The organism is Roseateles sp. Mitsp63 (assembly GCF_059491535.1).
This window is the reverse complement of record NZ_CP168509.1, coordinates 484428-503343: the sequence shown is the minus strand read 5'-3', so window position 1 is coordinate 503343 and position 18916 is coordinate 484428. Positions and strand designations below refer to the sequence as shown.

Genomic DNA, 18916 nt, shown 5'->3' with positions numbered 1-18916 from the left:
GCCACAGCGGGGTTGAACCCCGCTTCGCGATGAAGAAGGGCGCTCCTTGGAGCGCCCTTTGCTTTTGGCCAATCGCAAGCCCGATCGAGGCCCGCGCTCACTGCCCGCCCTGGCGATGCTTGCGGGGCCGGCCTGCCAGCAGCCGGTCGAAAACGGCGCCCGGCAGCAGCCGCATGACACGCGCCACGACGCCCATCTGCCACGGAATGAAGCGCACCCGCGCGCCCGCCTCGATCGCTTCATAGGCCTTGCGGGCGAAGTCTTCCGGCTGCATCAGGAAGGGCATGCTGTAGCGGTTCTCGCGGGTCAGCGGGGTGTCGACATAGCCCGGCGCGATGGTCACGACCTTGACCCCGTCGGGCCGGCATTCGCCGCGCAGGCTCTCGCAGTAGCTGAACACCGCCGCCTTGCTCGAACAGTACGCGCCATGCCCCGGCAGCCCGCGGATCCCCGCGACGCTGGCGATGCCCACCAGCGTGCCATGGCGGCGCTCTCGCATCGGCGCGACGAAGGGGTGGAAGGTCGCCGCCAGGCCGATGTTGTTGGTGGCGTAGAGGCGCTGCATCACCGCGAGGTCCTCGAAGATCGCCGTGTCCATGCCGATGCTGATGCCGGCGTTGGCGATGACGGCGTCGGGCAGCCCCTGCTCGGCGATGCAACGCCGGCCGGTGGCCGCGATGGCCTCGATGTCGCTGACATCGGCCCGGTACACGCGCCAGCGCTCAGGCTCCAGCCGCTGCGCCTGGGCCCAGGCGCTGAGGTCCTCGACGCGTCGCGCCACCAGCGCCAGGTTCCAGCCCTGGCGGTAGTACTGCAGCGCGAGCGCCTGACCGATGCCGCTCGAGGCACCGGTGATGTAGACGAGTCGATTCATGGCTTGCGGGACGGGGCGGAGGCGGTCGCGGCAGCGGGTCTGGGCGCCGCCGAGGGCCGGACGCCCGGCCGCGCGGAGAACGTCGCACGGCCACCGCCGCTGAAGGTCAGACGGCCCGAGACCTGGTCGTAGACGAAGCTCTTGACCTGGATCTCGCCGCCCATGCCGACGACGCGCGCCGGCAGATGGGACCGGATCTGCTGCTGCAGCACGAAGGCATGCAGGAACTCGCCGTAGAGCTCCAGGTCGGGCGCCTCGGCCGGATCGCCGCCGGGGTAGCGCTTGACCTTCACGTCGCCGAGCAGCTGGACCTCGCTGCCATCGCCGTTGGACAGCCCGCGCTGCGCGTCGGCGACCAGCAGTTCGCCCTGCTTGCCATAGGCGCGCAGCTGCGGCGAGTCGATCTCCAGCGTGTCGTTGTCCGGGTAGTGGCGCATCTCCGTGCCGATCACGCGGCCGGTGAGGCGGCCATCGCTGCTGAAGCGCTCGACCTCGAAGCCGTTCATCCGGTAGTCGGGCTCATGCTTGGGCACGGTGCGCTCGCGCGGCGCTTCGAGCTGCGGGGTGTTCTTGATCAGCCACCAGGTGAAGCCCGCGAGCATCGCCATCAGCAGCAGCGGCACGTAGTTCGCCAGCATCGATTGCAGGCGCCACAGCAGTGGCTGGGCGCGGCGGCGCGGCGCGGCCGGCGGCGGAGCGAGCGCCGCCATCAGTGGCCGCTCCCGTCCAGCGTTTCGAGATGACCGTGCAGCAGCCGGGCGTACTGGCCGGCCGCCATCAGCAGCAGGTCGCAGAACTCGCGCGCGGCGCCATGACCGCCCGCGGCCGCGGTGACGTGATGCGCGACCGCCTTGACCTCGGCATGCGCCTGGGCCGGGGCGCAGGCGAAGCCGGCGCGCACCATCAGCGGCAGGTCGGGCCAGTCGTCGCCGATCGCCGCGACCTGCTCCCAGCCCAGGCCCAGCTGGTCGAGCAGCGGCTGGGCCGCCGCGAGCTTGTTCTTCGCGCCATAGACCGCATGCGGCAGACCCAGGTCGGCGACGCGCCGGCGCACCGCCGGCGAGTCACGGCCGGTGATCACGATCGGCACGATCCCGCCTTGCGCCAGCAGCTTCATGCCGTGGCCGTCCAGCGTCGCGAAGGCCTTGAAGTCCTCGCCGTGTTCGCCGATGTAGATGCGGCCGTCGGTCAGCACGCCGTCGACATCGAAGATCGCCGCCTTGAGCCCGAGCCCCGGGCCCTGCGCCTTCAGCAGCAGTTCGGGCGGGAAGGACAGCGCGGGCTGGAGTTCGCGGACCACCGGCTGCGTCGAATTCAAGGGGCCGCTCATCAGATCACCTTCGCGCGCATCAGGTCGTTGATGCTGATCGCGCCGACCAGGCGCTGATCGTCGTCGACGGCCAGGACCAGCGTGATGCGCGCCGCCTCCATCAGGTCGGCCGCGTCGACGGCGAGCGCGTCGGCGGACACGGTGCGCGGATTCGGGTGCATCACCTGGGCGGCGGTCAGGCCGCGCAGGTCGCTGCCGCGCTCGATCAGGCGGCGCAGGTCGCCGTCGGTGAAGATGCCGCCGACCTTGCCGTCGTCGCCGGTGAGGATCGCGCAGCCCAGGCCCTTGTCGGACATCACCCGCATCATGTCGAGCAGCGGCATCGCGGCATCCACGCGCGGCAGCGCCTCGCCGCTGCGCATCAGGTCGCGCACATGGGTCAGCAGCTTGCGGCCCAGCGAGCCGCCCGGATGCGAACGGGCGAAGTCCTCGGCGCGGAAGCCGCGGGCATCGAGCAGCGCGACGGCCAGCGCATCGCCGAGCGCGATCTGCGCGGTCGTGCTGGCGGTGGGCGCGAGGTTCAGCGGACAGGCTTCCTGCTCGACCCGCGAGTCCAGCACGAAGTCCGCATGCCGCGCCAGCGAGGAGGACAGGCCGCCCGTCATCGCGATCAGCGGCACGCCCTGGCGCTTGAGCACCGGGATGATGGCGTTGAGTTCGTCGCTCTCGCCCGAGTTGGAGAGCGCCAGCACCATGTCGATGGGGGTGACCATGCCGAGGTCGCCATGGCTGGCCTCGCCCGGATGGACGAAGAACGCCGGCGTGCCGGTCGACGCGAGCGTGGCGGCGATCTTGCGGCCGACATGGCCGCTCTTGCCCATGCCCATCACGACGACGCGGCCGGAGCTGTCCAGGATCTTGCGGACCACCTGCTCGAAGGCGTCACCGAGCCGGGGCGCGAGCGCGAGCAGCGCGTCGGCCTCGACCTGCAGGGCCTGGCGCGCGACATCGAGCGCGCGGGAATGGGTGAGGGCAGCGTGGGTCGTCATACAGGGCGAAAGTGTAGCCGCGGGCTCCCTGCGGCACCGGCGCGCCGGGCGGCCGCCGGGCCCCCGTCAATCGGGCCGCGGCCCGAGGCGCAGCGCGACGGCGAACCCCTCGCTCACGACCGGCAGGCGCAGGTCGCCGCCGTGCGCGCGCGCGACCAGGTCCGCCATCATCAGGCCCAGCCCCATGCGGCCCTCGTACTGCTGGCGCTCGAGCGCGTCGTTCAGGTCCACGCGCTGCCAGTCGGCCACGCCTTCGCCGTTGTCGGTGAGGTGCAGCACCAGGCCGCCGTCCGCCAGCCGGTGCAGCCGCAGCAGCGCGCGCGAGGCGCCATGCCGCCACGCGTTGTCCACCAGGTTGATCAAGCCCGCCGACAGCAGGTCGGGATCGGCGTCGATGCCGCCCTCGCCGTCGGGCAGGTCCAGCGCCAGGCCGTCGGGCAGCGGCAGCAGCGCCATCAGCTCGATCAGGTCGATGCGCTGCCAGCGCAGGCTCATGCCGGTGCGGAACAGCGTCAGCAGCGCGGTCACGACGCGCCGCAGCCGGTCGGCCGCCTCGCGCGTGCGCTGCAGGCGCGCGCGGGATTCCGGCGGCGCCTCGCGCAGCGCCATCGCCAGCTGCGCGTCCATGCCGGCGAGCGGCGTTCTCAGCGCATGGGCCGCGTGGGCGGAGAAGGCGCGCTCATTGGCCACGCGCTGCGCCAGGCGCTGGCCGAGGTCGAGCACCGCGGCGCGGATCTCGGCCAGCTCGCGCCGATGCTGCTCGGGCAGCAGCTGACGGGTGTCGAGCGGGTCGTACTCGGCGAGTGCGCCGGTCAGCTGGGCCAGCGGCGCCAGTTCGGCGCGGGCGCGGCGGTTCATCCAGACCATGCACAGGCCGCCCACCAGCAGCGCCGAGAACGCGCTGGCGAGTCCCACGCGGCTGCGGACTTCGATCCGCTCCGAGCTGGTCTGCGCGACCATCAGCCAGCCCGGGCCGGCCACGGTGGGCAAGGGGCGCACGTGGACGCGCCAGTCGTCGCCGTCGCTGCCGTCGTCCTTCCAGTCGCTGAAGCCGGCAGGCAGCTTCCAGGCCTTCAAGGGCGCCAGCGGCGAGCGGTGCAGCAGCCTGCCGTCCGGTCCCACCAGCTGCCAGGCGAAATGGGTGCTGAGATCGTCGCTGTCGGCGATCTCCGCCGGCATGGCCTGGCTCTGGCGCAGCAACTGGCCCAGCACCTGCGAGGACGCCTGCAGCGTCTCGTCGAGCAGCTCGTCGACCTCCTCCTGCACCACCAGCCACACGCTGACGCCGGCCAGCAGCGCCCAGAACGCCGAGATCATCAGCAGCTGCCGCGCCAGGCGGCCGGCGATCGTCGGCCGGCGCGGGCCGGTGGCGGCGCTCACGGCGCCTCGGGGCCGAGCCGGTAGCCCAGGCCGCGGACCGTCTCGATCAGCTCGCGGCCGAGCTTGCGGCGCAGGCTGGACACGTGGACCTCGAGCGCGTTGCTCTGCACCTCGGCGTCGTCGCCCAGGACCTGCAGTTCGAGTTCCCGCTTCGGATACAGCCGGCCGGCGCGCTGCGCCAGCGCCTCCAGCACGGCCCATTCCCGGGCGGTGAGTTCGACCGGATGGCCCTCGCGCATCGCGCGCTTGGCGGCCAGGTCCAGCACCACGTCGCCATGGCGGCGCTGCGAGCTGCTCGCGCCGACATGGCGGCGGCTGACCGCCCGCAGGCGCGCCGCCAGTTCCTCGGGCGCGAAAGGCTTGACCAGATAGTCGTCGGCACCGCTGTCCAGGCCCTGCAGGCGGTCGGCGAGCAGGTCACGCGCGGTCAGCATCAGCGCCGGGGTCGACACGCCGCGCTGGCGCAGGTGGCGCAGCCAGTCCAGGCCGGAGCCGTCCGGCAGCTGCCAGTCCACCAGCAGGGCGTCGAACTCCTCATGCTGACGCGGCAGCACCTCCGACAGGCGCCGGGCCCAGGTGACGGTGTGGCCCTCGTCGCGCAGGAAGTCGCGCAGGGCCTCGCCTAGCAGTTCGTCATCTTCGAGCAGCAGCAGTCGCATGGGCGTCGCGGTAGCAAGTCGTCAGGGTTCTGTGAGGGACCCCGCCGGGCCGGATGGGATCGTAGCCGGACCGGCGAGGGCGCCGCATTGCGGCGTCCGTCACGCGGAAGGAAACGGCGAAGCGCCAGCGAGGCGGCTTCAGCCGGGCTTCAGCTTAACTTCAGCCGAACTTCAGGGCATCCGGGCCCACTCCCAGGCCGTGAAGTCCCATCCTCTGCCACCCCTTGCCGCCGTGTCGCTGGACGCGGCCGGATCGTCCGCGCTCCCCGGCCTGAGCCCTGCGGGCGCACTGGCGCTGCCCGGGCTGCGGCGCGGTCTGCTGATCGCCCTGGTGAGCCTGGCCGCGCTGCTGCTGTGGGACCTGGCGGGCTGGGACCTCACCGTCGTGCGCCTGTTCGCGGATGCCCGCGGCTTCCCGTTGCGCGACCACTGGATGACCGCCGGCCTGCTGCATCAGGGCGGGCGCTGGCTCACGGTGGGCCTGGCGGTGATGATGCTGGTCAACGCCGTGCGGCCGCTCTGGCCCGGCCTGACGCGCCGCGAGCGCTGGGGCGCGGTGGCGCTCACCGCCATCAGCCTGATCCTGATCCCGCTGCTCAAGCAGGGCAGCACGACCAGCTGCCCTTGGGACCTGGCCGAGTTCGGCGGTGTCGCCCGCTACGTGTCGCACTGGCGCTTCGGCGTGCTGGACGGCGGCCCCGGGCACTGCTTCCCGTCGGGGCACGCGAGTTCCGGCTTCGCGTTCTTCAGCCTCTTCTTCATGCTGCGCCGCGCCTATCCCGCGCAGGCGCGGGCCGCGCTGACCGCCGTGCTGATGCTGGGCACGCTCTACGGCATCGCGCAACTGGCGCGCGGCGCGCATTACCCCAGCCACACGATGTGGACCGCCTGGATCTGCTGGACGCTCGCCGTCATCGCCGCGCCCGCGCTGCGAGCCCGCGACGCCGACGCGGGTACATGACGGATTCATCGACCTGAGGTCCCCGGCCTCCCAGAATCGGCGCACCGCAACCGACTCTGGAGAGAAGCGATGGGCAAGAAGCTGCTGCTGCTGGCCGGCGACTATGTCGAGGACTACGAGTTGATGGTGCCCTTCCAGGCGCTGCAGGCGGTGGGACACCGCGTCGACGCCGTGTGTCCCGGCAAGAAGGCCGGCGACTTCGTCCTCACGGCCATCCATGATTTCGAGGGCGCTCAGACCTATTCGGAGAAGCCGGGCCACCGCTTCACGCTGAACGCGAGCTTCGACGCGGTGAAGCCGCAGGACTACGACGCGCTGGTGATCCCGGGCGGACGCGCGCCGGAATACCTGCGCACGATGCCGGGCGTGCTGCCGCTGGTGCAGCACTTCTCGCAGGCCGACAAGCCGATCGCCGCGATCTGCCATGGCGCGCAGCTGCTGGCGGCCGCGGGGATCATCCGCGGCAGGAAGGTCTCGGCCTATCCGGCCTGCGCGGCGGAAGTGGAACTCGCCGGCGCCAGCTACGCCGACATCCCGGTCGACCAGGCGGTGACCGACGGCAAGCTGGTCACCGCGCCGGCCTGGCCCGCGCACCCGGCCTGGATCGCGCAGTTCCTGGCGGTGCTGGGCACGACGATCAGCCACTGAAGCCCGCCGCCGGAATCGGCCGCCGGAATCGACCGCAGAAATGGAAAACGGACCCCGAGGGGTCCGTTCGATCGCCGTCATCGGACGAAACCGCGCGTAACCGCGCGGTCCCGGCGAGCGATCAGGGGTACAGGCCGCGCTCTTCGCGCGCCTGCAGCACGCGCGTGCAGGCCACCGTGAACGCCGCCGTGCGCAGCGGGATCTTGTGCTGCTCGGCCGTGTCCCAGATGCCCTTGAACGCGCCGACCAGGATCTTGTCCAGGCGGACGTTGATCTCGTCCTCGGTCCAGAAGAACGACGAGAAGTCCTGCACCCACTCGAAGTAGGAGACCGTCACGCCGCCCGCGTTGGCGATCACGTCGGGGACGACGATGATGCCGCGGTCCGCCAGCACGGCGTCGCCGTCCGGCGTCGTCGGGCCGTTGGCGCCTTCCAGCACCACGCGGGTCTGCACGCGCTTGGCGCGCTCGCCGGTGATCTGGCCTTCCAGCGCGGCCGGGATCAGCACGTCGGACTTCACGTCCCAGAAGTTCTCGTTGTCGATGCGGTCGGCGCCGGAGAAGCCGCCGACACCGCCGGTGCGGGCGACGTGGTCCAGCAGCGAGGACATGTCCATGCCCTTGTCGTTCAGGATCGTGCCGGTGTGGTCCTGCACGGCCACGACGATGGCGCCATTGGCGGCGAACATCTTCGCGGCCACCGAGCCCACGTTGCCGAAGCCCTGCACCGCGACGCGGGCGCCTTCCATGTTGACGCCCAGGCGGCGCATCGCCTCGCGGCCGACGACGAACACGCCGCGGCCGGTGGCGGCCACGCGGCCCAGCGAGCCGCCCAGCGGGATCGGCTTGCCGGTGACGACGCCGGTGGCGGTCGCGCCGACGTTCATCGAGTAGGTGTCCATCATCCAGGCCATGATCTGGCCGTTGGTGTTGACGTCAGGCGCGGGGATGTCCTGGGTCGGGCCGATGATGATGCCGATCTCGCTGGTGTAGCGGCGGGTGACCTTCTCCAGCTCCTTCAGCGACAGCGTCTTGGGGTCCAGGCGGATGCCGCCCTTGGCGCCGCCGTAGGGCAGGTTCACGGCGGCGTTCTTGACCGTCATCCAGGCCGACAGGGCCATCACTTCTTCCAGCGTGACGTCCGGGTGGTAGCGCACGCCGCCCTTGCCGGGGCCGCGGGTCAGCGAGTGCTGCACGCGATAGCCCTCATAGTGGGCGATGGTGCCGTTGTCCAGTTCGATGGGGATGTCCACGATCAGCGCGCGCTTGGGGCGGCGCAGCGTTTCCACCCAGCGGGCCAGCTTGCCCAGGTAGGGCTCGACGGCGTCGATCTGGGACAGGTAGGTGCCCCAGGGACTGTTGCGCGTGGGGGAGACGAAAGACAGGTTGGGCATGAAATGCTCCGTAACTTTTCGGTGGCGCGAACGGTACCCCGAAGCCCTGCGCGTCCGCCACGTCCGGCAAAGCCGAGTGCACATGCGGGCATGCGCCCGATGCATAAGGCGGCTAGTTTGCGCCCGTGGCGTGACCTTAGCCAAGTCCCTCCGCGGTGGCCCCCTTGCCCTCCCGATGGCGGCCCGGCCCCCCGCAAGCTGTCCCCTGGTTGCGCAAATCCCACTGCGGTCCATCAGGGGGCCAACGGCCCGCCAGTACCATCGCCGCCATGCTCACCGCGCTGGACCTGACCCTCGTCTACCTGATCGCCGCCGTCCTGGGCGTGGTGGTGTGCCGTTCGCTGAAGCTGCCGCCGATCCTGGGCTATCTGGTCGTGGGCGTGCTGATCGGTCCCAACGCGCTGGCGCTGGCCAGCGACGTGCCGGGCGTGCAGCACCTGGCCGAGTTCGGCGTGGTGTTCCTGATGTTCGCCATCGGCCTGGAGTTCAACCTCCCCAAGCTGCACAGCATGCGCTCGATGGTGTTCGGCCTGGGGCTGCTGCAGGTGGTGATCACCATCGGCGGGACCATGGCGGGCAACGTCTTCCTGCGCTGGCTCTGCGGCGTCATGGGCTGGCCCTGGGACCTGGGCTGGCAGGGCGCGCTGGTGCTCGGCGCGGCGATGGCGATGAGTTCCACCGCGATCGTCATCAAGCTGATGGCCGAGCGGCTGGAGCTCGAGAGCGAGCACGGCCGGCGCGTGGTCGGCGTGCTGCTGTTCCAGGACCTGGCGGTGGTGCCGCTGCTGGTGCTGATCCCGGCGCTGGGCGGCAGCGGCAGCGCGATGCTGCAGTCGCTCGGCTGGGCCGGGCTGAAGGCCGCGCTGCTGCTGGCGCTGCTGCTGACCGGCGGCCAGCACCTGATGCGGCGATGGCTGACGCTGGTGGCGCGGCGCAAGAGCCAGGAGCTGTTCATGCTGAACCTGCTGCTCGTGACGCTGGGCCTGGCCTGGCTGACCGAGCACGCGGGCCTGTCGCTGGCGCTGGGCGCGTTCGTGGCCGGCATGCTGATCGCGGAGACCGAATACAAGCATCAGGTGGAACTCGACATCCGGCCCTTCCATGACGTGCTGCTGGGGCTGTTCTTCATCACGATCGGCATGCGGCTGGACTGGCAGACGCTGGTGTTCCAGTGGCCGCTGGTGATCGTGCTGACGCTGGTGCCGACGATGGCCAAGTTCGTGCTGGTCGCGGGCCTGGCCAAGGTGTTCCGCGCGCCGACCGGCGTGGCGCTGCGCACCGGTCTCTATCTGGCGCAGGCGGGCGAGTTCGGCTTCGTGCTGCTGACGCTGGGCGCGCAGCAGAACCTGATCGCGGCGCAATGGGTCAGCCCGGTGCTGGCGGCGATGGTGCTGTCCATGCTGATGACGCCGCTGATCATCGAGCACAGCAACCGCATCGTCATGAAGCTGTCGGCCAGCGACTGGCTGCTGCAGTCGGTGCAGCTGACGACGATCGCGAAGAAGGCGATCAAGACCGATGCCCACGTGATCATCTGCGGCTACGGTCGCAGCGGGCAGAACCTGGCGACGCTGCTGGAGGCGGAGCACATCCCCTACATGGCGCTGGACCTGGATCCGGACCGCGTGCGGCAGGCGGCGGCGGCGGGCAAGAGCGTGGTGTTCGGCGACGCGGCGCGGCTGCCCAGCCTGATCGCCGCCGGCCTGACGCGGGCCAGCGCGGTGGTGATCTCGTACCACGACACGCCGTCGGCGCTGAAGGTGCTGCACGAGGTGCGCGGCCATGCGCCCCACGTGCCGGTGGTCGTGCGGACCATCGACGACACCGACCTCGAGAAGCTGCGCGCCGCCGGCGCCACCGAGGTGGTGCCCGAGGCGATCGAGGGCTCGCTGATGCTCGCGAGCCATGCGCTGGCGCTGGTGGGCGTGCCGATGCGGCGCGTGCTGCGCATCGCGCGGGACGCGCGCGACCGGCGCTACGGACTGCTGCGCGGGTATTTCCACGGCGCCGATGACGACACCTCGGAGGAACGCGACCAGGCGCGGCTGCAGTCGATCAGCCTGCCGATGGCGAGCGCCCTGGAAGGCCGCACGCTCGGGGAGATCGGCCTGCCGTCCTGGGGCGTCAGCGTGGTCTCGGTGCGCCGCCCGAGCGGCGCGGTGAAGGACGCGAGCGACGACCTCGTGCTGCAGGGCGGCGACACGCTGGTGGTGTCAGGAACCCCCGAGGCGCTGGCGCGCGCGGAACACGGGCTGCTGGTGGGTTAGAGGCCGCTGGCCCTCACCCCTCCGCAAGCGGGCCAGGGGGTAAGACAGGGCTGCTCGCACCTGCCTTGCGCAAGAACTCCCTCGCCCCCCGCGAGGGGGGAGAGGGCAGGGGAGAGGGGGTGCTTCGAAGGGCAGCAGCGTTGTGGCACGAGCCCCCTCTCCCCTCCCTCTCCCCGCTGGGGCGAGGGGGTTTACTGCGCCGCCCGGCTCTTCTTACACCCTCCCCCGCTTGCGGGAGGGAGGGGTGAGGGCTGCGGTCCGCGTTTCACCCACGGCCTCCGACATCACCGCCGGCATCAGCAGCCTCGAGCCCTCGTGGCTCAGGTGCCCTTGATCGCGATAGAGCGGCACGCCCTCTCTCTCCACCTGGCAGGCCGTGCCGTCACACAGCAGCGGCTCGAAGCGCAGCACCGGCAGCCGCGCGTCGGACGCGGCCAGCGCCTCGATGAAGCGATGCTCCGCGGTGCGCCTGCGTTCGTCGTCCTGCTGATCGATGACGCAGCCCGGCGTGGCGCCGATCGTCCATCGATGCGCCTGCCGCCGCTCCAGGCAGCCGGCGATGTCGAATGGCGCCGACGGCGGCGGCGCCACCACCATCACCCGCTTGCCCATCGCGCGCAGCCGCTTCACGGTCGTCGAGAGGTCCTCCAGCAGCGCCGCGCGCATCGCCGCCTCGCCCCGCAGGCGCCCGCCGCCCGCCGTGCGCTGGAGTTCGTACGTCGCGTCGTCGAGGTACTGCGTCAGCAGGCTGGACAGCACCACGGTCTCGATCTCCGGATGCCGCGCCAGCCAGCGCAGCACCGACGCGTTGAACGCCTGGCACTGCTCGATCCACGGCGGCGCGAAACTGTTGCCCGGACCCAGCTCCGGCCGCACCGGCGTCAGGCCGGGAAAGGGCCCGCAGGACGACTTCGTCGCCTGCACCAGCCCCTGGTCACTGGCCACGCGCACCAGCCCGGGCACCAGGTGCATCGCGTACGAGTCTCCCCACACCAGCCACCGCGCGCCCGCCCGCGTGCGGCAATCCTCGCGGCCGTCGAAGGGCTCCTCGGCATCGCAGTTCGCCGACAGGCCGTAGTTGGGCTTGCGCAGCTCGACGAAATCGATCGCGCCCGGCGGCGGCTTGTGCAGCGCGAGCGCCACGCCGCCCGCCGCCAGCAGCACCGTGCCGCTGCCCAGCACCCAGGCGCCGCGCGGTCCGGTCAGCAGCGCCTTCGCCGGCCGCTCGACCGCGCGATGCAGCCCCCACGCCAGCGGGAACGCCAGCAGCACGGCGCCCACGCGCCATGCCATCAGCGCGAGCGGATCGGCCTTCAGGCCCACCCAGGCGTTGTGCAGAATCGCCAGCAGCGGCCAGTGCACGAGATACAGCGCGTAGGACCAGTCGCCGACGCGGATCAGCGGCGCGGCCGCGCGCGGCAGGCGGGCCGGCTCGCGCAGCAGCAGCACGAGCGTCGCCAGCCCGACAACCAGCGCCGCCGGTCCCGGATGCGAGGCGCCGAACCAGCGCGGCACCATCGGCACGAGCAGCAGCAACGCCCACGCCGGCCAGGCCAGGGCGCGCAGTACGCGCTGCGCGCCAGCCCCCGCCCACCGCGCGCCCATCAGCGCGCCGATCGATCCGAGCCCCAGCTCCCACGCGCGCGTCGGCAGCAGGAAGAACGCGCCGCTGGCATCGATCGGTTGCCACCACGCGAGCAGCGCGAGACTCGCGCCCGTCACCGCGATCGCGACGCCGGCGCGCAGCCGCGCCGCGCTGAACACGAGCAGCGCCGGCAGCACGAGGTAGTACTGCTCCTCCAGCGCCAGCGACCAGAAGTGCAGCAGCGGCTTGAGTTCGGACGCGCCCTGGAAGTAGCCGGTCTGCCTCCACAGCACGACATTGCTGGCGAACCCCAGCGCGCCGAGCAACTGGCCGGCGAAGTCGATCTGCTCCTTGCGGTTGAGCGCCCAGGGCACCGCCAGCAGCGTCACGCCGAGCACCACGTACGCCGCCGGCAGCAGCCGCCGCGCGCGCCGGCCATAGAAGGCGCGGAACGAGAAGTCACCACGCTGCAGCGCGCGCTGGATCAGGCCGGTGATCAGGTAGCCGGAGATGACGAAGAAGATGTCCACGCCCAGATAGCCGCCCGGCGCGCCGGGGATCTGCGCGTGATACAGCAGCACCCACAGCACGGCGATCGCGCGCAGCGCCTGGATGTCGTCGCGCAAGAGGACTTCGCCGGCCGCGTGCGGGCCATGCGGGCGATGAAAGGGCAGCGGGGAGGGGCTTGTCACGAAGGCGTCAGCACGGGAGCGGAAAAGGGGACCGACTTGCGGCGCGCGAATTGTGGCCCGGTCCGCGGGCCTGCCGCCTGCGTGACAGTGCGGCCCACGGCGTTGCGCCACACTGCCGCTCATGTTGGACACCCAGCCCCGCATCCCGCACCGCCGCCGCGTCTACCTGATGCGGCATGGCGCGGTGACCTACTTCGATGGCGCCACCGGCCGGCCGGTGCTGCCCGAGCAGGTGCGGCTCAACGACGACGGCATCGCGCAGGCGCGCGCCGCCGGCGAGGCCTTCCGCGCCGCGGGCGTGCGCTTCGACCGCGTGATCGTCTCGGGCCTGCCGCGCACCGTCGAGACCGCGGACCTGGTGCTGCGCCACGCGGGCCAGCAGGCGCTCGAACCGCAGGTCTGGCCCGAATGGCAGGAGATCCGCGGCGGCCGCCTCGGCGACATTCCCAAGGATGAACTCGCGAGCGCCTTCACCGGCCTGCAACGCAGTCCGGTCGCGGAGTCGCAACGCTTCCTCAACGGCGAGCGCATCGGCGAGCTGCTCGATCGCGTGCTGGGCGGCGTCGCGCGGCTGCAGGCCGATCCCGGCTGGGACTGCGCGCTGCTGGTGCTGCATGGCGTCGTCAACGCGGCCATCCTGTCGCACGCGGTCAGCGGCGGCCAGCGCCTGATGCTCGGCAGCTGGGTGCAGTCGCCCGCCTGCATCAATGTCCTCGACGTCGCGCCGCCTCGCGGCGATCAGCCGGGCGACTGGCTGCTGCGCGTCTGCAATTACGCCCCGACGCATCCGCTGCACGCGGATGAGCGGTCCACCACGATGGAGGCGCTGTACGCGCAGTACCTCCGCCATCGCAGCCAACGCGATTGAACCGCGACTGACCCGCGGTCGATCCGCCGCGCCAATCGGCCTCACGACGCCACCGGGAGACTTCCAGATGAACTTCGACTACAGCCCCAAGGTTGATCAGCTGCGCGAGCGCCTGCTGGCCTTCTTCGACGAGCACATCTACCCGAGCGAGCATCGCTACCACGCCGAGGTCGAGGCCAACCGCCGCGCCGGCAACGCCTGGATCCCGACGAAGGTGATCGAGGAGCTCAAGCCCAAGGCGCGCGCTGCCGGGCTGTGGAACCTGTTCCTGCCGCGCTCGGCGCGCGCGCCGGAAGGGCTGTCCAACCTCGAGTACGCGCCGCTGTGCGAGATCATGGGCCGCGTCTACTGGGCGCCGGAGGTCTTCAACTGCTCGGCGCCGGACACCGGCAACATGGAGACCCTCGAGCGCTACGGCACCGAGGCCCACAAGGATCGCTGGCTCGAGCCGCTGCTGCGCGGCGAGATCCGCTCCGCCTTCCTGATGACGGAGCCCGACGTGGCCTCGTCGGACGCGACCAACATCCAGTGCCGCATCGAGCGCCAGGGCGACGAGTACGTCATCAACGGCACCAAGTGGTGGTCGTCGGGCGCTGGCGATCCGCGCTGCGCGCTGTACATCGTGATGGGCAAGACCAACCCCGACGCGGGCCGCCATGAGCAGCAGTCCATGGTGCTGGTGCCGGCCGGCACGCCAGGCATCACCGTCAAGCGCCACCTCAGCGTGTTCGGCTACGACGACGCGCCGCACGGCCACATGGAGATCGAACTCAAGAACGTGCGCGTTCCGGTGGACAGCATCCTGCTGGGCGAGGGCCGCGGCTTCGAGATCGCGCAGGGGCGCCTGGGCCCGGGCCGCATCCATCACTGCATGCGCTCGATCGGCGCGGCGGAGCGGGCGCTCGAGCTGATGTGCAAGCGCGCGATCTCGCGCGTGGCCTTCGGCAAGACGATCGCGCAGCAGACCGTGACGCAGGAGCGCATCGCCGAGGCGCGCTGCAGCATCGAGCAGGCCCGCCTGCTGACGCTGAAGGCGGCCTACATGATGGACACCGTCGGCAACAAGGTCGCCAAGGCGGAGATCGCGATGATCAAGATCGTCGCGCCGAGCATGGCGCTGAAGGTCATCGACTGGGCGATGCAGGTCCATGGCGCCATGGGCGTCAGCGATGACACGCCGCTGGCCTACATGTGGGCGGGGCAGCGCACGCTGCGCTTCGCGGACGGCCCGGACGAGGTGCATCGCAACTCGCTGGCGAAGCTGGAGCTCGCACGCCACATGAGCCTGCCCGACGCGGGCCAGATGCCGGTCACGCGCGGCGGCTGACCGCCTGTCGGGCGTCGCCGCGAATGCGTGGCCGCCCACCAACGGGGGGACGTCGCCGGAACCCGCTTCTCCCCCCGTGGAGCGGTGTTCATCCGCGACCCGGGTGGCTAGGATCAGCCACCCATTTCTCCTGCGCGCCACCGCGGCGCGGCTCCCGTGATGAACCGTTTCGCCGAAGTCCGCACCTGGCCGCTGCTCGCGTTCGCGCTGCTGGTCGGCCTGCAGGCGATTGTGCTGACGGTCAGCCTGGGCGGATCGCCGGTGGAGGGCTGGCTGGCGTGGGTGGGCGTCGCCTCGCTGGCGCTGACCGTGCTGCTGGCGGTGACGGTGGTGTCGACGCTGTCGCGGGCGCAGGCGCGCGCCAGGCTGGCGCAGCGGACGATGGAGGAGGCGATCGACGCGCTGCCCGCCAGCGTCGAGATCTTCGACGCCGAGGACCGCCTGATCGCCTACAACCGGCGGCTGGTCGAGATCTATCCCCACATGCTGCGGCACTTCCAGCGCAAGTGCACCTTCGAGGACCTGGTGCGGGAGTCGCTCGCGCGCGGCGGCGTGCCGGAGGCGCGGGGGCGCGAGCCGGAGTGGCTCGAGGAACGCAAGCAGGCGCGCGGCAGGCAGCCCGCGCCGCTGCTGCAGCGGGTGCACGACGACATGTGGCTGCGGATCTACGAATCGCGCACGCCGTCGGGCGGCATCGTCGGCGTGCGGATGGATGTCACCGACCTGATCCATGAGCAGCAGCGGCTGGCCGCGAGCCGCGCGCAGCTGCGGGCGACCATCGAGTCGGCCGCGAACGGCATCCTGACGCTGGATTCGGGCGGCCACGTGCTCGAGGCGAATCCGAGCTGCGAGCTGCTGTTCGGCTTCACGGCGGCGGAGCTTCAGGGCATCCACATCGGCATGCTGCTGGGCGTGGCCGGCAGCGGCGGCGCGCAAGGGCCGGAGCCGTCCGGGGCGCCGGACGCGCCGCTGGATCCGCGCTCGCTGCTGGGACAACCGCGCGAGTTCACCGCGCGCCACCGCAGCGGCGAGGCCCTGCACCTGCAGCTGGCGATCGCCGAGGTGCGCACCGACACCATCCACTTGTATGTGTGCATCGTCACCGACCTGAGCGAGCGCAAGCGCCAGGAAGAGCGCCTGCGCCGAGCCAACGAACTGCTGGCCCGGCAGTCGACGACGGATGGGCTGACCGGGGTCGGCAACCGGCGCCTGTTCGACCAGTTGCTGCAGACGGAGTGGCAACGCGCCGCGCGCTCGGGCCGGCCGCTGGCGCTGTTGATGGTCGACATCGATCACTTCAAGCAATACAACGACAGCTATGGCCATGTCGCGGGCGACGACTGCCTGAGACGCATCGCCACGCTGCTGCGCAGCTGCGCGGGACGCAGCGGCGAGTCGGTGTGCCGCTACGGTGGAGAGGAATTCGCGATGCTGCTGATCGACACGGATCTGGCGGGCGCGCAGGTCGTGGCGCAGCGTTGCCTGGACAGCGTGCGGCTGGCGGCGATCGAGCACGTGGGCTCGCCGGTGCGGCGCTCGGTGAGCCTGTCGATCGGCGTGGCCTCCTTCGTGCCCCGCAGCAGCGAGCCCGCCGAGCGGCTGATCCAGACCGCGGACACGGCGCTCTACGAGGCCAAGCAGGCAGGGCGCGCGCGGCTGATCTGCCAGCAGCAGACGGCCTGAGGCCGGGCGCACCGGGGCGGCTCATCAGCGCGACAATCCCGCCCATGCCCAACCCCGTTCCCGCCGAAGACCCGGTCGCCTTCCTGAAACAGCAGATCCGCACCGTGCCGGACTGGCCGGAGCCGGGCGTGCAGTTCCGCGACATCACGCCGCTGCTGTCGAATCCGCGTGCCTTCCGCGTGCTGATCGACCAGTTCGTGCATCGCTACTTCGATGTGCGCCCGGATGCGATCGCGGGCTTGGACGCGCGGGGTTTCATCATCGGCTCGGTGCTGGCGTATGAGCTCAACGTCGGCTTCGTGCCGATCCGCAAGAAGGGCAAGCTGCCCTTCACGACGGTGCAGGAGACCTATGAGCTCGAGTACGGCAGCGCGACCGTGGAGATGCACACCGACGCGGTGAAGGCCGGCGATCGCGTGCTGCTGATCGACGACCTGATCGCCACCGGCGGCACGATGATGGCGGGCAAGCGGCTGCTGGAGCGGCTCGGCGCCGAGGTCATCGAAGGCGCGGCCATCGTGGATCTGCCCGAGCTGGGCGGGTCGAAGCGGCTGCGCGACGGCGGGCTGAAGGTGTTCTCGCTGGTGGCATTCGACGGGCATTGAGCCGCCCGCCACCGCCGGTCACTTGCCGATGCAGAACCTGCTGAAGATCTCCCCCAGCAGGTCGTCCGCGGTGAACGCGCCGGTGATCTCGCCGAGCGCGTCGTGCGCCAGACGCAGCTCCTCGGCCATCAGGTCCAACGCCGGCGGCTGCGCCTCGGCCTGCAGCAGCGCCAGCTCGATGTGCTCGCGCGTGCGGCGCAGCGCCTGCACGTGCCGCTCGCGCGCGATGAACAGGCCTTCGGGCACCGCATGCCAACCGACCTGCTCCAGCAGGCGCCGCCGCAGCGCATCCAGGCCCTCGCCCGTCTTCGCCGACAAGGTCAGCGCGTCCACCGGCAAGCAGGCAGGCGCCTGCGCGTCGGCCTTGTTGTAGATCTGCAGGATCCGCGCTGGATCGACGCTCGCCAGGCGGCCGCGAATCTCGGCGTCCTCGGCCTCGTAGTCGGCGTGGCCCACCCGCGTCAGGTCGTGCAGGAACAGCACCACGTCCGCGTCGGCGATCGCATCCCAGCTGCGCGCCACGCCGATGCGCTCGACCTCGTCCTCGGTGTCGCGCAGGCCCGCCGTGTCGCTGATATGCAGCGGCACGCCTTCGATCTGGATGGTCTGGCTCAGCTTGTCGCGCGTCGTGCCCGGGATCGGCGTCACGATCGCCAGCTCCGCGCCGGCCAGCGCGTTCAGCAGCGAACTCTTGCCGACGTTCGGCTGCCCCGCCAGCACCACCTTGATGCCTTCGCGCAGGATGGCGCCCTGACGGCTGCGGTCCAGCAAGGCCTCGACCCGCTCCAGCAACCGCCGCAGCTTGCCCAGCGCATCCGCCTGCTCCAGGAAATCGATCTCTTCCTCGGGGAAGTCGAGCGTCGCCTCGACCAGCATCCGCAGCTGGATCAGGCCGTCGCGCAGTCCGCCGACCTCGCCGCTCAACGCGCCCGCCAGCGCGCGGCCGGCACTGCGGGCCGCAGCCTCGGTGCTGGCGTCGATCAGGTCGGCCACCGCCTCGGCCTGCGCCAGGTCCAGCTTGCCGTTCAGGAAGGCGCGGCGCGTGAACTCGCCCGGCTCCGCCAGGCGCATCCGCAGCGCGGGATCCGCCTCCAGGCAGCGCGCCAGCAGCAGCTGCAGGATCACCGGCCCGCCGTGGGCCTGCAGCTCCAGCACATGCTCGCCGGTGTAGGAATGCGGCGCCGGGAACAGCAGCGCCAGGCCATGGTCGATCGCCTCGCCCTGCGCGGTGCGGAAAGGCAGGTAGGTCGCCTCGCGCGGCTTCAGCGCGCGGCCGCAGATCGCCGTGACCAGCGGCGTCAGGTCTTGCGGCGCGGACACCCGCACGATGCCCACCGCGCCGCGTCCGGGCGCGGTGGCGATGGCGGCGATGGGATCCTGGTGTCGCGACAGCATGGGCGCGATTGTCTCGCAGGCCCCAAGGAAAAACGGCGATGCGCCCTTGGACGCACCGCCGTTGTCGTGGATGGCGCGGGGTAGGCCGGGAGACCGGTTCTCGTGAACCGATCCCCCGGAGCCTCCGGTCCGCCGCCGTCCCGAGTCAGGTGGCAGAGCGATCCCCGCATGGACTCGATTAAGCGCCCGCGCGCGGACGAAAAAAAGCCCCCGGGGTACGGGGGCTCCTGTCAGTCGCGTGCGGAATTGGCGATTCCCGC

General features: G+C 71.2%; 16 protein-coding genes. 7 read left to right on the top strand and 9 right to left on the bottom strand.

Going from position 1 to position 18916, the window contains the following annotated elements; all coding sequences use genetic code 11:
• Positions 1–97 precede the first annotated feature (97 nt).
• From ACEN96_RS02210 to ACEN96_RS02185, 6 genes are all read right to left on the bottom strand, one after another.
• Positions 98–874: an SDR family oxidoreductase gene (locus tag ACEN96_RS02210; protein ID WP_495586420.1), complete on the bottom strand. Its 777-nt coding sequence runs from the start codon at positions 872–874 to the stop codon at positions 98–100.
• Entirely contained in the window at positions 871–1584 is a 714-nt protein-coding gene (gene lptC / locus ACEN96_RS02205) for an LPS export ABC transporter periplasmic protein LptC (RefSeq protein WP_495586419.1), read from the bottom strand. The genes ACEN96_RS02210 and lptC overlap by 4 nt, the downstream gene beginning before the upstream one ends.
• On the bottom strand, positions 1584–2204 hold the full coding sequence (locus ACEN96_RS02200) for a KdsC family phosphatase (RefSeq protein ID WP_495586418.1): 621 nt from the start codon (positions 2202–2204) through the stop codon (positions 1584–1586). The genes lptC and ACEN96_RS02200 overlap by 1 nt, the downstream gene beginning before the upstream one ends.
• The gene (locus ACEN96_RS02195) at positions 2204–3193 is read right to left on the bottom strand and encodes a KpsF/GutQ family sugar-phosphate isomerase (RefSeq protein ID WP_495586417.1); all 990 of its coding nucleotides are present in this window, start codon (positions 3191–3193) and stop codon (positions 2204–2206) included. The genes ACEN96_RS02200 and ACEN96_RS02195 overlap by 1 nt, the downstream gene beginning before the upstream one ends.
• A 66-nt stretch (positions 3194–3259) precedes the next feature.
• The gene (locus ACEN96_RS02190; RefSeq protein WP_495586416.1) at positions 3260–4573 is read right to left on the bottom strand and encodes a sensor histidine kinase; all 1314 of its coding nucleotides are present in this window, start codon (positions 4571–4573) and stop codon (positions 3260–3262) included.
• Positions 4570–5232 carry a response regulator transcription factor gene (locus ACEN96_RS02185; protein ID WP_495586415.1) on the bottom strand — a complete coding sequence of 221 codons (663 nt, stop codon included), beginning with the start codon at positions 5230–5232 and terminating at the stop codon, positions 4570–4572. The genes ACEN96_RS02190 and ACEN96_RS02185 overlap by 4 nt, the downstream gene beginning before the upstream one ends.
• 199 nt (positions 5233–5431) lie before the next feature.
• On the opposite strand from ACEN96_RS02185, the gene ACEN96_RS02180 reads away from it, so the two are divergent.
• Positions 5432–6193 carry a phosphatase PAP2 family protein gene (locus tag ACEN96_RS02180; protein ID WP_495586414.1) on the top strand — a complete coding sequence of 254 codons (762 nt, stop codon included), beginning with the start codon at positions 5432–5434 and terminating at the stop codon, positions 6191–6193.
• Positions 6194–6262: 69 nt separating this feature from the next.
• Positions 6263–6841, top strand: a complete 579-nt coding sequence (locus tag ACEN96_RS02175) for a DJ-1/PfpI family protein (protein WP_495586413.1) — start codon at positions 6263–6265, stop codon at positions 6839–6841.
• A gap of 121 nt (positions 6842–6962) precedes the next feature.
• Here the strand turns inward: ACEN96_RS02175 and ACEN96_RS02170 are convergent, their stop codons facing one another.
• Positions 6963–8234, bottom strand: a complete 1272-nt coding sequence (locus ACEN96_RS02170) for a Glu/Leu/Phe/Val family dehydrogenase (RefSeq protein WP_495586412.1) — start codon at positions 8232–8234, stop codon at positions 6963–6965.
• Between the two features lie 269 nt (positions 8235–8503).
• Between ACEN96_RS02170 and ACEN96_RS02165 the strand changes: the two genes are divergently transcribed.
• Positions 8504–10501, top strand: coding sequence for a monovalent cation:proton antiporter family protein (locus ACEN96_RS02165; RefSeq protein WP_495586411.1), 1998 nt, complete (start codon positions 8504–8506; stop codon positions 10499–10501).
• 213 nt (positions 10502–10714) lie between these two features.
• Here the strand turns inward: ACEN96_RS02165 and ACEN96_RS02160 are convergent, their stop codons facing one another.
• Positions 10715–12778, bottom strand: coding sequence for an acyltransferase family protein (locus ACEN96_RS02160; RefSeq protein WP_495586410.1), 2064 nt, complete (start codon positions 12776–12778; stop codon positions 10715–10717).
• 121 nt (positions 12779–12899) lie between these two features.
• On the opposite strand from ACEN96_RS02160, the gene ACEN96_RS02155 reads away from it, so the two are divergent.
• The 4 genes from ACEN96_RS02155 (at position 12900) to ACEN96_RS02140 (ending at position 17261) form a co-directional block, all read left to right on the top strand.
• Positions 12900–13646 (top strand): histidine phosphatase family protein, encoded by a 747-nt coding sequence (locus tag ACEN96_RS02155; protein ID WP_495586409.1) that lies wholly within the window; start codon positions 12900–12902, stop codon positions 13644–13646.
• Positions 13647–13713: 67 nt separating this feature from the next.
• Complete coding sequence (locus ACEN96_RS02150) at positions 13714–14973, top strand: acyl-CoA dehydrogenase family protein (RefSeq protein WP_495586408.1); 1260 nt, start codon at positions 13714–13716, stop codon at positions 14971–14973.
• A gap of 159 nt (positions 14974–15132) precedes the next feature.
• Positions 15133–16656 carry a sensor domain-containing diguanylate cyclase gene (locus ACEN96_RS02145; RefSeq protein WP_495586407.1) on the top strand — a complete coding sequence of 508 codons (1524 nt, stop codon included), beginning with the start codon at positions 15133–15135 and terminating at the stop codon, positions 16654–16656.
• A gap of 44 nt (positions 16657–16700) precedes the next feature.
• Complete coding sequence (locus ACEN96_RS02140; protein WP_495586406.1) at positions 16701–17261, top strand: adenine phosphoribosyltransferase; 561 nt, start codon at positions 16701–16703, stop codon at positions 17259–17261.
• An 18-nt stretch (positions 17262–17279) separates the two neighbouring features.
• Here ACEN96_RS02140 and mnmE read toward each other — a convergent pair whose 3' ends face one another.
• Complete coding sequence (gene mnmE / locus ACEN96_RS02135) at positions 17280–18656, bottom strand: tRNA uridine-5-carboxymethylaminomethyl(34) synthesis GTPase MnmE (protein ID WP_495586405.1); 1377 nt, start codon at positions 18654–18656, stop codon at positions 17280–17282.
• Positions 18657–18916: the final 260 nt, after the last annotated feature.

What these genes read in the sequence shown, in the direction of transcription:
- ACEN96_RS02210 (WP_495586420.1), bottom strand. Translation starts at nt 874, where the DNA reads ATGAATCGACTCGTCTACATCACCGGTGCCTCGAGCGGCATCGGTCAG.
- lptC (WP_495586419.1), bottom strand. Translation starts at nt 1,584, where the DNA reads ATGGCGGCGCTCGCTCCGCCGCCGGCCGCGCCGCGCCGCCGCGCCCAG.
- ACEN96_RS02200 (WP_495586418.1), bottom strand. Translation starts at nt 2,204, where the DNA reads ATGAGCGGCCCCTTGAATTCGACGCAGCCGGTGGTCCGCGAACTCCAG.
- ACEN96_RS02195 (WP_495586417.1), bottom strand. Translation starts at nt 3,193, where the DNA reads ATGACGACCCACGCTGCCCTCACCCATTCCCGCGCGCTCGATGTCGCG.
- ACEN96_RS02185 (WP_495586415.1), bottom strand. Translation starts at nt 5,232, where the DNA reads ATGCGACTGCTGCTGCTCGAAGATGACGAACTGCTAGGCGAGGCCCTG.
- ACEN96_RS02175 (WP_495586413.1), top strand. Translation starts at nt 6,263, where the DNA reads ATGGGCAAGAAGCTGCTGCTGCTGGCCGGCGACTATGTCGAGGACTAC.
- ACEN96_RS02170 (WP_495586412.1), bottom strand. Translation starts at nt 8,234, where the DNA reads ATGCCCAACCTGTCTTTCGTCTCCCCCACGCGCAACAGTCCCTGGGGC.
- ACEN96_RS02165 (WP_495586411.1), top strand. Translation starts at nt 8,504, where the DNA reads ATGCTCACCGCGCTGGACCTGACCCTCGTCTACCTGATCGCCGCCGTC.
- ACEN96_RS02155 (WP_495586409.1), top strand. Translation starts at nt 12,900, where the DNA reads ATGTTGGACACCCAGCCCCGCATCCCGCACCGCCGCCGCGTCTACCTG.
- ACEN96_RS02150 (WP_495586408.1), top strand. Translation starts at nt 13,714, where the DNA reads ATGAACTTCGACTACAGCCCCAAGGTTGATCAGCTGCGCGAGCGCCTG.
- ACEN96_RS02145 (WP_495586407.1), top strand. Translation starts at nt 15,133, where the DNA reads ATGAACCGTTTCGCCGAAGTCCGCACCTGGCCGCTGCTCGCGTTCGCG.
- ACEN96_RS02140 (WP_495586406.1), top strand. Translation starts at nt 16,701, where the DNA reads ATGCCCAACCCCGTTCCCGCCGAAGACCCGGTCGCCTTCCTGAAACAG.
- mnmE (WP_495586405.1), bottom strand. Translation starts at nt 18,656, where the DNA reads ATGCTGTCGCGACACCAGGATCCCATCGCCGCCATCGCCACCGCGCCC.